10 protein-coding genes are annotated in these 12,800 nt (G+C 45.1%); 9 read left to right on the top strand and 1 reads right to left on the bottom strand.

Annotated elements, in window-relative coordinates:
• Window positions 1-3 precede the first annotated feature (3 nt).
• The gene (gene flgL, locus ACXAFQ_RS01335) at window positions 4-1,233 is read left to right on the top strand and encodes a flagellar hook-associated protein FlgL (RefSeq protein ID WP_474817805.1); all 1,230 of its coding nucleotides are present in this window, start codon (window positions 4-6) and stop codon (window positions 1,231-1,233) included.
• On the opposite strand, the gene ACXAFQ_RS01340 is transcribed toward flgL, so the two are convergent.
• Window positions 1,210-2,181 (bottom strand): hypothetical protein, encoded by a 972-nt coding sequence (locus ACXAFQ_RS01340; protein ID WP_474817806.1) that lies wholly within the window; start codon window positions 2,179-2,181, stop codon window positions 1,210-1,212. The genes flgL and ACXAFQ_RS01340 overlap by 24 nt on opposite strands.
• A gap of 227 nt (window positions 2,182-2,408) precedes the next feature.
• Here ACXAFQ_RS01340 and ACXAFQ_RS01345 point away from each other — a divergent pair, with 227 nt between their 5' ends.
• The 8 genes from ACXAFQ_RS01345 (at window position 2,409) to ACXAFQ_RS01380 (ending at window position 12,766) form a co-directional block, all read left to right on the top strand.
• Window positions 2,409-3,260, top strand: a complete 852-nt coding sequence (locus ACXAFQ_RS01345; RefSeq protein ID WP_474817807.1) for a flagellin N-terminal helical domain-containing protein — start codon at window positions 2,409-2,411, stop codon at window positions 3,258-3,260.
• A gap of 988 nt (window positions 3,261-4,248) precedes the next feature.
• A complete protein-coding gene (locus ACXAFQ_RS01350) occupies window positions 4,249-5,094 on the top strand; it encodes a flagellin N-terminal helical domain-containing protein (RefSeq protein WP_474817808.1) in 846 nt (281 codons plus the stop codon).
• 682 nt (window positions 5,095-5,776) lie between these two features.
• Window positions 5,777-6,616 carry a flagellin N-terminal helical domain-containing protein gene (locus ACXAFQ_RS01355; RefSeq protein WP_474817809.1) on the top strand — a complete coding sequence of 280 codons (840 nt, stop codon included), beginning with the start codon at window positions 5,777-5,779 and terminating at the stop codon, window positions 6,614-6,616.
• 91 nt (window positions 6,617-6,707) lie between these two features.
• Window positions 6,708-7,187, top strand: a complete 480-nt coding sequence (locus ACXAFQ_RS01360; protein ID WP_474817810.1) for a flagellar protein FlaG — start codon at window positions 6,708-6,710, stop codon at window positions 7,185-7,187.
• Between the two features lie 12 nt (window positions 7,188-7,199).
• On the top strand, window positions 7,200-8,630 hold the full coding sequence (fliD, locus tag ACXAFQ_RS01365; protein ID WP_474817811.1) for a flagellar filament capping protein FliD: 1,431 nt from the start codon (window positions 7,200-7,202) through the stop codon (window positions 8,628-8,630).
• 22 nt (window positions 8,631-8,652) lie between these two features.
• Entirely contained in the window at window positions 8,653-9,081 is a 429-nt protein-coding gene (gene fliS, locus ACXAFQ_RS01370) for a flagellar export chaperone FliS (protein ID WP_070127064.1), read from the top strand.
• 161 nt (window positions 9,082-9,242) lie between these two features.
• Complete coding sequence (locus ACXAFQ_RS01375; RefSeq protein WP_474817812.1) at window positions 9,243-9,392, top strand: hypothetical protein; 150 nt, start codon at window positions 9,243-9,245, stop codon at window positions 9,390-9,392.
• 2 nt (window positions 9,393-9,394) lie between these two features.
• Complete coding sequence (locus tag ACXAFQ_RS01380) at window positions 9,395-12,766, top strand: motility associated factor glycosyltransferase family protein (RefSeq protein ID WP_474817813.1); 3,372 nt, start codon at window positions 9,395-9,397, stop codon at window positions 12,764-12,766.
• Window positions 12,767-12,800: the final 34 nt, after the last annotated feature.

The following is a 12,800-nucleotide window of genomic DNA, read 5'->3' on the forward strand; positions in this document are numbered from 1 at the left end:
AAAATGCGTATTTCTACCAATCAGATTTATGATCAAAACATCCGTGCGATCATGGAAAATCAAAAGCAACTCACGGCAACCCAGGAATCGCTGTCCACGGGCAATAAATTAAATCGACCCAGTGATGACCCCGTTGGCGCAGCCAGTGTGGTGCGACTTACTGAGCAACTCGATAAAATCACGCAGTATCAACGTAACAACGATTTACTTACCAACGCATTAGAAGAGCAGGAAGCCGTACTCAACAATATGTCGGAGTCGCTTCGTCGCGCCCGAACGCTAGTGGTACAGGCGGGCAACGGTATATTATCTGAGGAAGACCAAGGGGCTATCGGCAAAGAGTTGGAGCAAATCCGCAACGAAGTGCTGGATTTGATGAACACCCAGGATGCCTCGGGCAATTTTATCTTTGCCGGTTATCAATCACAGCAGCAAGCGTTTACATTTAACCCGGCTGCATCCGGTAACGCCATTACATTCTCAGGTGATTCAGGTACCACATCCGTGAAGCTATCTGACAGCGTTACTGTTCAGCGCAGTTCGTCGGGACTGGAAGTGTTCGAGAACGTTTTTGCTCGTCATAACTTCTCTGTGACCGGTTCAAGTGCGGGGGCAAACGTAACTACGGCCAAAGTGGCGGAGCAAGGGACCTTCGATCAGTTCTTCGATAACAACTATGATGCCGTTACACCGGCTAACAATAATTATCAGTTAGAGGTGTTGGGCTCAGGCCAGGTGCAGCTCACTAATTTAGGAACATCTGCCGTTGTTGGCGCAGTTGATTTCACTTCTGGCGAGCCATTTACCATCAAGGGAATGACTTTTACGGTTAATGCTACGGTAGGGGAAACCGTAGACTTTTCACTGAACACCCCAGAAAAGAAGAACGTTGCTGAAACCTTAAATGACATTGCCAACCAACTCATGGACGATTCGTTAAACGGTGATGCATTGGAAAGTGCGCTGGCCGATGCTTTGGTTGGATTGGATAATGGCATGGAAACCATCAATCTGGAGCGCTCTTCTCTCGGGGGCAGGCTAAATATTGCTGAGTCTATTTACGAAACCAATCTCGATTTAGAACTTACTGCCAAAGATGCAAAAGCGAACATTGTTGAGACCGATTATGCTGAAGCCTCAACGGAATTTGCTAAGCAAGAAGCGGCATTAAGCGCCGCTCTGGCCACTTTCCCAAGAGTATCCGGCCTTTCACTGTTTGATTATATTGGCTAATGCCTCTACTCCGGTGATGTGAGCGAAGTAGACCCGTGTTTGGTTGTCCTGATGGCTTGAATAATAGCTGATAAACAGGTTATCTCCCTGTAATACCAGTCCGGGGTAGCTATTGTCGCCGGCGCTGGGCAATGTGAAACACTCGCTTAATTGCGCTGAAGACTTATTCAATAACCATATTTGGGTGACAAAAGTGTCACCATTCCATTTCCTGCCTGCCACCAAAAAGTGTTCTTTGCCGAGCGGCAACATGGCAGGGCCACCAATGTACTCATCAAGATCCTGCCACTGCCATCGATGATAGGGCGGTTTACTTATGCCAAATTGGGCACTGAATGAATCGGCATCGCGACGAACAATGGCGTTAATTACGCCGCGATTATCAATAACCAAATCACTTTCATTTGGATAGCCCAATCCGTCTCTTTCCAAACTAAGAGCGGCAACTGGATGCCGGTAAAATCGGCGTTGCGGATGGCCCTGAAATAAGTCCAGTCGATTGGCTTTACGATTATAAGCCAGCCCTAGCGCCGTATTGTTGTGCCAGGCAATACGCCACAGCCACCAACCATGTTCGCCAAACCGGTTCGGTGATGACCAATATCTGCCATTGTCTGAAAACCAACTCAACATAGACGTTTTTACCGTCGAGCCGTCACTCTTTACTTGGCGACAGTAGGCTATCAGCCAAATCTTGCCATTATCGTCGACAGACAGTTTTGGATCGCGCAAGTCTGTCTGCGGAAAACTGAGTGTTTGCCGGAAAAGGCGTTTGCCGTTTTTACATAGCTTCACTACATCAATGCTGCCGTCGCCACTCACGTGATTGGCTGCACGACGGTAACAGCATAAAAAACCATCATCCAGTGCGATTAAATCGGTAAAAGCACAGTGAGCAGCCAGAGATGAAACGCGCTGAAGTTGATGGAGTTGTAAAATATTTCTCATATTAAAATTTTCATAAAACCAATATGTTAACCAAGTATAGGCGGCAATAGTCTGCCGCTCCACGGCAATTTTTAGTGATTTATATTAAAGGGATTAAAGTCTAAGTCGATAACACTACTGAGAGAGCCAGTTCATCAATTACCCCTCAGGTTTTGGTGACTACTATTTGTAATCGCCGGTAGTTCCGGCAGCCAGCTCTGCTGGACTGAGAGTGTAGGAGAGACTTTATGTCTATGTTCGTGAATACCAATGTATCCTCACTGAATGCGCAACGTCAGCTTTTTGATGTTAGTAATTCTCTGAGCACGTCTTTCGAACGTTTATCCTCGGGCTTCCGCATTAACAGCGCTGCTGATGATGCCGCAGGTCTTCAGATAACCGATCGAATGACTTCACAAGTACAAGGTCTTAACCAGGCCGTACGAAATGCCAATGATGCAATTTCATTATCGCAAACTGCTGAAGGGGCATTATCAGAAACCACCACCGCACTTCAACGTATTCGTACGCTGGCAGTACAGTCACAAAACGGTATTAACAGCTCAGCTGACCGTGTTGCACTGCAAAAAGAAGTATCTGCGTTACGTACAGAAATCTCACGTATTTCGACCACAACGCAGTTTGCCGGTGTAAACATTCTTAGTGGTGACTTTTCTGCTAAGTTCCTGGTGGGCGCAAACGCTGGTCAGACTATTTCTGTAAACCTGTCGTCGCCTTCGCTAACGCGTGCAGGTGTGCAAGGTTTCAGCGCAACGGGTCTGGGCATTACCGGCTCTGATGTGGATGTTCTAACAACCAGTAACGCATCCGGCATGATGGCAAAAATCGATACCGCTATTTCTGCTATCGGTGGTCTGCGTGCCGATTTAGGTGCACTGCAAAACCGTTTCCAGTCAACCATTCGTAACCTGAGCAACATTTCAGAAAACGTTTCTGCTGCACGTTCTCAGATTAAAGATACTGACTTTGCTACTGAAACAGCAAACCTGACCCGTAACCAGATCCTTCAGCAGGCAAGTACAACCGTACTGTCTCAGGCTAACCAGCGTCCTCAGGCCGCGTTGCAGCTTCTGGGTTAAGCGTTAACGGGAAAAGCCAGGAGGTAGTGCTCTAGCTGCATTCCTTAGCAAGAAAGAGTCGGTATATATCGGCGTCAAAAATGCCTGATGGTTCTCATCGGGCTTTTTTATTATGCGACAAGCGGTTTTACGCTCATCACAACTCACAACTCACAACTCACAACTCACAACTCACAACTCACAATTGCAGAATGCTGCGTGCGCGCTGTGTGTATACGAAATCGACTTAGCTAATTTATAACGAGCTCTACGTGCACGCAGTCTCATCAACACGCGAGAATGCTTTGCTAGAAGCAATATCCGTAATGCTTTCTGCGCAGTCATTCACCGGGAAAACGATATTTAATGGGCGTTTTAGTAGGAGTTACAGTAAATAGAGTCCGACTAAATTGCAAAAAATGTCAGCCAAGCGCTTCTCTTCGTTTCTTGTTCAAGTTTTAAGTTGTTGAATTTTTTAGTAAATATATATCCTCCAATATTCCTTTAAAAATTTAAAAAAAAGCTAAAGGATTTTCCCGATTATGACGATAACTATTACAAAGGGAATGAATGATGTTTATTCATTTAGTAAAAGCTTAAAAAGTAATGCTGGTGGAAGTTTTTTTAAGCTTAAATGCCTGGTTAATTTTATATTGATAGTAATTTAGTTATTTACTTTCAGGTATTTAGTTAACGATTGTTGTGTTTGTGACTGGTTTGAAGTTGAAACGGTAACAATAGAAGGTATTAGCGGTTATCAAAGAAGGAGCTGCTGACAGGCGAGAATGAAGCCAGGAGGTAGTGAGAGGTTTGAGGTCTGGAACGACAAACCCGCCAGCCAGCATAGAGAAGTCACTTCTCTACTTAGCAAGTTTTACCGGTAGTGTGCCGGAAAAACGTCAGAGAAACTCTGACACATTGAAGGTAGCACTAACCGTGCCAACAAATTTACATCGCGCAACCTATAAAAATAATAGCGCAAACACTTTGAACTGTTAGGAGAGACCCCATGAGTCTATTTGTTAATACCAACGTGTCATCTATAAATGCACAACGTCAATTATTTACCACTGGTAACAATCTGAGTACTGCATTCGAACGCCTGTCTTCAGGCTTTAGAATCAATTCGGCAGCAGATGATGCCGCTGGCCTTCAGATTACCGACCGTATGACTTCTCAGATTCAGGGTCTGAACCAGGCTGTTCGCAACGCCAACGACGGCATCTCTCTTGCTCAGACAGCAGAAGGCGCAATGGCAGAAACCACCACCGCGCTGCAACGTATTCGTACACTGGCGATTCAGTCTCAAAACGGTATCAATAGTTCTGCAGACCGCCTTGCACTGCAAAAAGAAGTGTCTGCACTGCGTACAGAAATCTCACGAATTTCTACGACCACGCAATTTGCTGGTGTGGATATTCTGAAAGGTGACTTCTCTGCTAAGTTTTTGGTCGGCGCAAACGCGGGTCAAACTATCTCAGTGAATTTATCTACTAATGCGCTTGGACGAGCTGGCGTAAATGGTTTTAGCGCAACTGGCTTGGGCATCGTGAGTGATGACGTATTAACAGAGCAGGGTGCATCGCGATTACTCACCGCTGTAGATAAAGCCGTATCGGCAATTGGTGGATTACGCGCAGACTTAGGTGCGCTTCAGAACCGTTTCCAATCAACGATTAGAAACCTGAGCAACATTTCTGAAAACGTATCAGCGGCAAGATCACGTATCAAAGATGCAGACTTTGCCACCGAGACGGCAGAACTGAGCCGCAACCAAATCCTGCAACAAGCAAGTACCACTATTCTTGCGCAGGCAAACCAGCGTCCACAAGCAGCTTTATCACTGTTAGGATAATCTGAAAGAGGTATTTTCTCGGGACGGAGTTGAGAGGCCATTCCCCGATAAGAAGGTTAGCGGCCGAGAGGCCGCTCCTTGAAGAAAGTGCCGACTAACAGGACTAAGAGTGTAGAAGAGTTGGTTGAGAGGCCAGTTTATCCTACTAAACACCTGCCAGCCGACAGTAACTGAATTTGCTCAATCTCCTAACGTGAGCAAATTGGCCGGGATTTTATGTCTCGGCCTTTTTTTAATTCTTGCCGAAAACCTTGCCAATTGAATCTACAGATTGAGCAAATCTGACGTTCACCTAAACCAAAGCACTTCGCGTGCCAGTTTTCAATTTACTGCCCACTTTTTAAAACGCCGCGTTTTGGTGGTTGAATGCTTTTTGTTATATGCCAGAGTCGTTCAACAAACAACCTCCAGTTTCAGACTTTTCCTGCCTTTCCTTTAGCAGAACTCAAAAAAGATGAATTTAAAATTCTTTTAAAACAATGGTTTAAGTCTGTTCTTTTGTGGTGCGAAAAAAAATTCAAAAAAAAGCTAAAGATCCTAAAGACTTTGCCGATACCTATTGTTGAGGGGTAATTTACTTTACTTTTAAGAGAGGGGTTAGACGGGAGTAGTGACCTGTCTAATTTGAACTGGAAGGGTTTGATGATACCACATAGGCCATTGAATCCCTAGGAGGTTATTTATGTCTTTGTTTGTAAATACTAATGTTTCATCGATCAATGCGCAGCGTCAGCTTTTTGACGTGAATGATCGTCTGAACACGTCTTTTGAAAGACTATCATCAGGGTTTCGTATTAACAGTGCAGCCGACGATGCTGCTGGCCTGCAAATTTCAGATCGTCTGACATCTCAGGTTCAGGGTTTGAACATGGCTGTACGTAATGCGAATGACGCGATTTCGCTTTCTCAAACAGCAGAAGGTGCATTATCTGAGGTTACAACCAGCTTGCAGCGTATTCGCCAGCTGGCTGTTCAATCGCAGAACGGCATCAACTCGTCGTCTGACCGTCAGGCGCTGCAAAAAGAAGTGTCTGCTTTACGTACTGAAATTTCACGTATCGCCACCACCACACAGTTTGGTAACGTGAAAATTCTTGATGGTAATTTTTCAGCAAAATTTCTGGTTGGTGCCAACGCCGGTCAGACTATCTCTGTGAACTTGTCTTCTACCAATTTGGGTTCAATCAGTGGTTTCAGTGCGACTGGCCTGAATATCACCACTAATAACGTATCAACTGCAGACGGTGCGTCAGCGCTGATGTCCGATGTTGATGCCGCTATTTCTGGTATCGGGGCGGTACGCGCCGACTTAGGTGCATTGCAAAACCGTTTCCAATCGACTATTCGTAACCTGAGTAACATCAGTGAGAATTTGTCTTCTGCTCGTTCGCAAATTCGCGATACAGATTTTGCAACCGAGACCGCTGAATTAACCCGTAACCAAATTATTCAGCAAGCATCGGTTTCTGTGCTGAGTCAGGCAAACCAGCGTCCGCAAACTGCGCTATCTCTGCTCGGATAAGCTATAATATAGTTGTTACCTTAATTGAGATAAACGGGTTACTCGCACATAAGCAAGTACCCGTTAAGACGTTTCAGTAAGGAGGTATTAGGTGGAAATTCAAAATACTCAAATTGGCCAGACATTTGCTTTGAAGACTCAGGCTGCGCCCGTTCAGGCGAGTCCGCTACCTGCTGCCGAGGCATCGTCTGACGGTTCGTCACAAACCAGCGACAAACAACGGACTACTCTCCCAGCTTCTTCGGAATTGCAGAAGGCGACAGAAAATTCTAAGAATTTATCTCAAGCTTCTTCAGCGCAAGCCGATACAGTGTCAGGAGAGGAAAATGATGTTGAGCTACAGGAAGCGGTAGCTAAGGTTGAATCTTTCCTGAAAGTACAGAATCGGGATTTGGCATTTTCTGTAGATGAAAATACCAGCCGCTCGGTAGTGACCGTAAAAGATTCGACATCTGGAGAAGTCATCAGGCAAATACCTTCGGAAGAAGTGTTAAAGCTTGCTGAACGAATTCAGGATTTACAGCAGGATGTTGGTGACAGCGTAGGAGTGTTTATCAACAACCAGGTTTAGATGGGGTAGGTTATGACAATTCAGTCTCTAGGTGTGGGATCAGGGTTAGCACTCGACGATCTTGTACAACAGTTATTAGCTGCAGAGCGCACGCCGAAAGAGGAGCGCTTGAATGCAAAAGAAGAGCGGATAGAGGCTGAAATCTCAGGACTTGGTCAAATTAAGTCTAAACTTTCCGACTTCAAAGACGCCGTAGATGAATTGCGTAGTGATAACGCCATTAACGGGCGGGAACCTACCATCACCAATCCGTCGGAAGACAACGATGTGTTGTCTGCAGATGCGTCAAACTCAGCTTTACGTGGTACGTATGAAGTTGTCGTTTCCCAGCTTGCAGCGGGAAGTCGCATTACCACTGACGATGGCGCTTTTACCTCTAGCAGTGATTCGGTACTGTCTTCAGGTACCGGTTCACTCACGTTTGATGTGGGCGGTAGCGAGAGTTTTACCGTTGATATCACGGCGGGTATGACACTTACCCAACTTCGTGAAAAAATTAATAAGGCGGAAGATAATTTTGGCGTAACGGCCAATATCATCGACACGGGTACCAGTGCAGGTCCTCGTCTGGTCTTTTCCTCAAGCGAAACCGGTGACGGTAACGATTTGGTTATTACCAACGATACCGGTGCCGCAGAGCTGGACAGACTGTCTACCACCGGCGGTACCAATAACATCAGCGCCGCAAATATTGAGAGTGCCCGAAATGCTATCGCGACCATTGATGGCATTGAAGTGCAAAGTAGTTCAAACGAGTTCGAAAACACCATTCAGAACGTGTCGTTTGAGGTTAACGAAGTTTCTCCTAAAGACGCGGCTGGCGATTTCCTCGCCACCAAATTAAATATTGGTTATGACAAAGAAGGTTTGGATAAAAAAATCCGTGACTTTGTCGATAACTACAATGCGCTCATTGATGAAATCGGCACACTTACCCGTTACGGTGAGTCTGAGCTGGAAGAAGACGGCGCACTGGCAGGTGACTCGTTAATTCGAAGTATCCAAACTGGATTAGCCTCCATCGTGGGCGATAGTGTAAGTGCGTCGGCCTTAGGCGGTTTGTTCCAGATAGGTATTGAATTTAACGACGACGGAAAGCTGGAAATTGGTACTACCGATTATGGCTTAGGTACCGGTGAAGATCGTTTGGAAGATGCGATGGAAGATAACTTCGATGAAATCGCGTCTTTGTTTACCGATTCCGATGAAGGTATTGCCACACGTCTTTACGACTTTGCCAAAGAATATACCTCTTACAGCGGATTGATTAGCTTACGTGAAAGAGCCGTGAAAGATGATCGCGACGAATTGTACGATGAACGGGAAACCCTTGAACTTCGTATGGCCAGCTATGAAAGTATGCTGCGAGATAAATATTTAAACCTTGACCAGACAGTGGCGCAACTGAATCAAACCGGTTCTGCATTGCTCGCGTCATTATAAGTAAAATTGAGTTGGAGTTACTATGTCACTTAAAGGTATAAACGCATATCGCAAAGGCAACCTGAAACAAGATGTTGCCAATGCCGATCCACATAAATTGACACTGATGCTGTTGCAAGGCGCACTGGATCGCGTTGCCTATGCAAAAGGTGCGATGGAGCGTAAAGATCTGGTCAGTAAGGCTGATTATATTTCTAAAGCCAGCGCGATAATCATGCACTTGCGCGATACCCTTGATTTGGAAATTGGTGGTGAAGTCGCAAACAATATGTTCGCACTTTACAATTACATGGTTCAGCTTCTTAACGACGCCCATATCAATAATGACTTGAATATGTTAGGTGAAGTGTCTAGCCTGTTAACACCAATCCGCGATGCGTGGGTACAAATTCCGGAAGCTGCTAAGCAGGAAGCTTACGAGGCCCAACGTCTTAACCGACAAGCTATTTGAAAAATTCGATTCTAAATCATAGCGATACTCCACTATTCTTAAAAGCAGTCAACGCCCGGTTGACTGCTTGCCTAACGCTTTCCAGCGACGACTTTTCCTCTGAGCAATTTCGATACTTATCCCAAATACGCCATAAAGTTATTCTCCGTGCGTTAAGCCGAATGGCGCCAGAACAACGCACTGACTTTGCTAAACAAGAACTAGAAATTAATCGTAAGCTTGAAGAGCTGGCGCAAGGGTTGCTAGGTAATGCAAAAGATGAAGTGGTTAAATATTCCCGGGGTCGGGCTGCCGTTAACAAGTACAAGTAAACATGCTGAACCAAATTCAATTACATATTCATAGCGACGAAGTAGAACAACAAAAGGTGGAAGTCGAGGCGGCGGTGGAGATCAGACGTCGACACCGTGAAGGCATTGACGCCTTTCGCCGAAACATTCCGTCGTTATTGTCGTGTATCAGTAATGAAGCCACCACAAACTCTACCATTCTGTGCAATAAGTTTGGTGAGATAAATATCGTTAATGTTACTAGTGGGCAAGTACTTTACGGGTTGCATCCGGTTGAGGAGGTCTGCGAGCATTTCAGGCAGGCTATGGTGCACGCTGAGCCGGTTCATTTAGTTGAAGATAGTCTTCGAGAGCCCGATGTATTAGTTATTCTGGGATTAGGACTCGGCTATTATTTGCCGAAAATTATTGAAGAGAATAAATTCAAGAATATTGTAATTTATGAGCCCAATGAAGATCATTTTGTGTGCTCTCTCTCCGCCATTGAATGGCGGGAGATTTTGTCGCTGGCAAAAAGGAACGGCATTGGCCTCTTCCTGCAAATTGGGGAAAATGGAAAAAAGCTTGCTGAGAATATCGAAGAGCTGCAGACCCATTTAGGCTGCACCGGTTTCTATTTCTACAAACACCTTAACAATCCGGTATTCGACGAAATTGAATACCGATTAAGAACAGATAGTTGGACTGCGTTTACAAAGTGGAACGCGTCAGTAAGCCAACGTAATCCCATTGTGAACTATGTTCCTCAGTGGACATTCAGGCAATGTAAGCCTGCGGATGATTTTGCGTTAGATACTGCCAAACGAGACACTAACCTTCAGGCATTTAAAAAGTATTTTCCAGATATTTATAAAGAGTTTGCTGATTACAAGCCTGATATCTGGTGTGCGGGATATGACAGTCGAGATAAGCTGAATATTGTTCATCGCAAAACCCAATCTTGGCTGTACCATTACGATGCTGAAACGGCATCGACCGATAGCTTTCAGTGCTTTGAAAAGCATCCGCACAAAGATGGCATAGTGCTGGGGTATAAAGGGAAGAAGCTACGAAACTATCTGCATTATCAAATGGTAATGGAGTGCGAAAAGGTACTCAAGGGCGTTGAAGATGAAACCGGAAATCTGCCGGAGCAAATAAAATCAATCATCTTCTTTGGCATGGCTGCAGGCTTTGAACTTGAGCATTTAATTCACCACTACGATGTTGAAAAGCTGTTCATCTGCGAGCCTAACAAAGACTTTTTCTACGCTTCCTTGTATGCACTCGACTGGGAAGCGATCCTCACCTATTTCTCACAGAAAAAACGTCGCCTATATTTAAATATTGGTGATGACGGTACCAATCTGACGAACGACTTACTGGTACAGTTCCAGTCTATTGGGCCGTACGTTCTGGCGAATACCTATTTTTATCAGAGCTATTACAACGAGCACTTGGTGAAGGCTGTATCGCAACTGCGCGAACAGCTTCAAGTGATGATTGCGATGGGTGATTACTTTGATAATGCCCGGTACGGTACATCTCATACCTATGCAGCAATTAAAAAAGGTACGCCGTTTCTGAGAAAAGGCGTAAGCAAAAAGCTCAGTACCGCTGACAAAGATGTGCCTGTATTGATTGTGGGCAACGGCCCATCACTGGATCAATTATTACCACTGTTAAAAGAGGAAGCAAATAAAGCCATTGTTGTCTCCTGCGGTACGGCCTTGCAAACGCTTCATAAACACGGGATCACCCCGGATTTTCATGCTGAAATCGAGGCCAATCGTTCTACTTACGATTGGGCTGTGCGGGTTAACGACCCCGACTATTTAAAATCAATTTCACTGATCAGTTGTAATGGTATACACCCTGACACCTGCAATCTGTACCGAGATGTGTTCCTTGCCTTTAAACAAGGTGAGGCTTCGACGGTATCGATACAGGAAGTTTTGGGGCAGAAAATCTTCGCTGCGCTCGACAATGCTTATCCAACCGTTACCAATTTTGCGGTTAATTTTTTCACAGAAATTGGCTTTTCGCAGTTTTATCTTTTCGGTACCGATTTAGGCTTTGTTGATGAAAATCACCATCACAGCAAAACCTCAGGGTATTACGACGAGAAGGGTCAGGATCTCTACGACTACACAACGGAAAACAATACCAGCTTGGTTATTCCGGGTAATTTCAGGCCATTTGTTAATACCAAATATGAGTTTAAAGTCTCTAAATCCGTGCTTGAAAATACGCTGCAAGGGAAGCGGCTAGATGTGTACAACCTGAATGACGGTGCAAAAATAAATGGTACCCGGCCTTTGCATTCAGAAGATGCCATTGTTATCAGTAATCCTGAGATAAAGCAGCAAGCCCTTAACGCCTTGAAGGAAAATGGTTTTGCAGTATTGAATTTTACTGAATTTGATAACGACTTTTCGGCAAGATTCAATCATGCGCAATTACTTACTGAAATTGATGAATTGATAAGTGCATTACCAGCGCACTTTGCCCAGCGCAGTGACGTTGCCGAATGCATAGAAGAGCAGAGAAATATTCTCGTGGCCTCACTGCTTAGAAAGCGCTCTCTACTTTTCTTTTATTTGAACGGCACACTTAACTATATAAATAGTTCTCTGACTAAAGTGGTCAATTTGCAAAGTGAGACTCGCGCCGTCGAATTAGGTGAGCAACTCGCAGGCGTTTGGAAACGTTACCTTTCTTATATTCGTCAAAGCTTTGAAAATCAGCAGTTTGAATTCGATAACATTACCAGTTTTATGGGTAAGCGTAGAGCGCTGCTGCTAAATCAATGGTTCGAAAATAATCCGGTGAGGGTGACAACTCGCGACGGTGAAGCCCTTTGTTCGTACAGTGTTTATCTTCAGATCGCGAACAAGCATTCGAAAGAAAAGGCCCCGTTGGTTTACGTGGCCACCGACATAACTGAACAGAAAGCAGAGTATCCGCATCAGCACCTTATTCAACGTAGGGAAGTTGAGCAGGTTGATGCATTGTTCCTGAACAACGGTAATACTGTTTACCTGCCAGGGAGCTATAAAACCCCGTTTGCTTCGTCGTCATGTAACGAAGAAACCTGCGTGAACTTTGCGGTACTTGGAATGGCCAGCGGCTTGACGGGTGTCATCATCGTGCCAAAACTGATTTACTGCGAAGACTATGAGCCTGCTGGCGTGGCATATTTGCTCCAAGCGCTTTCTGATTACCATTGCTACGGAGGCGCGGATTTCCTCATTGTGAGTCAAAAGCCACTTAGCGAAACGCAGTTACTACTTAATAGTGGAGACAGGCTGTGTTATTTGCCGGAATTAAAAGTACTGGATCTTATGGGGCGGAAATTGTCTGCGGATATTTATGAATCGCGGTTGCTCGATATGGTCGCCAGAGGCATTGAATAAGCGCTTGTTCGAAAACGCTGCACAGGGGCCAGTA

It is taken from the genome of Alteromonas sp. ABH2_165 (genome assembly GCF_056159945.1).

Excerpts from the sequence above, each read along its gene's own strand:
- flgL (WP_474817805.1), top strand. The coding sequence starts at position 4 with ATGCGTATTTCTACCAATCAGATTTATGATCAAAACATCCGTGCGATC.
- ACXAFQ_RS01340 (WP_474817806.1), bottom strand. The coding sequence starts at position 2,181 with ATGAGAAATATTTTACAACTCCATCAACTTCAGCGCGTTTCATCTCTG.
- ACXAFQ_RS01345 (WP_474817807.1), top strand. The coding sequence starts at position 2,409 with ATGTCTATGTTCGTGAATACCAATGTATCCTCACTGAATGCGCAACGT.
- ACXAFQ_RS01350 (WP_474817808.1), top strand. The coding sequence starts at position 4,249 with ATGAGTCTATTTGTTAATACCAACGTGTCATCTATAAATGCACAACGT.
- ACXAFQ_RS01355 (WP_474817809.1), top strand. The coding sequence starts at position 5,777 with ATGTCTTTGTTTGTAAATACTAATGTTTCATCGATCAATGCGCAGCGT.
- fliD (WP_474817811.1), top strand. The coding sequence starts at position 7,200 with ATGACAATTCAGTCTCTAGGTGTGGGATCAGGGTTAGCACTCGACGAT.
- fliS (WP_070127064.1), top strand. The coding sequence starts at position 8,653 with ATGTCACTTAAAGGTATAAACGCATATCGCAAAGGCAACCTGAAACAA.
- ACXAFQ_RS01375 (WP_474817812.1), top strand. The coding sequence starts at position 9,243 with ATGGCGCCAGAACAACGCACTGACTTTGCTAAACAAGAACTAGAAATT.
- ACXAFQ_RS01380 (WP_474817813.1), top strand. The coding sequence starts at position 9,395 with ATGCTGAACCAAATTCAATTACATATTCATAGCGACGAAGTAGAACAA.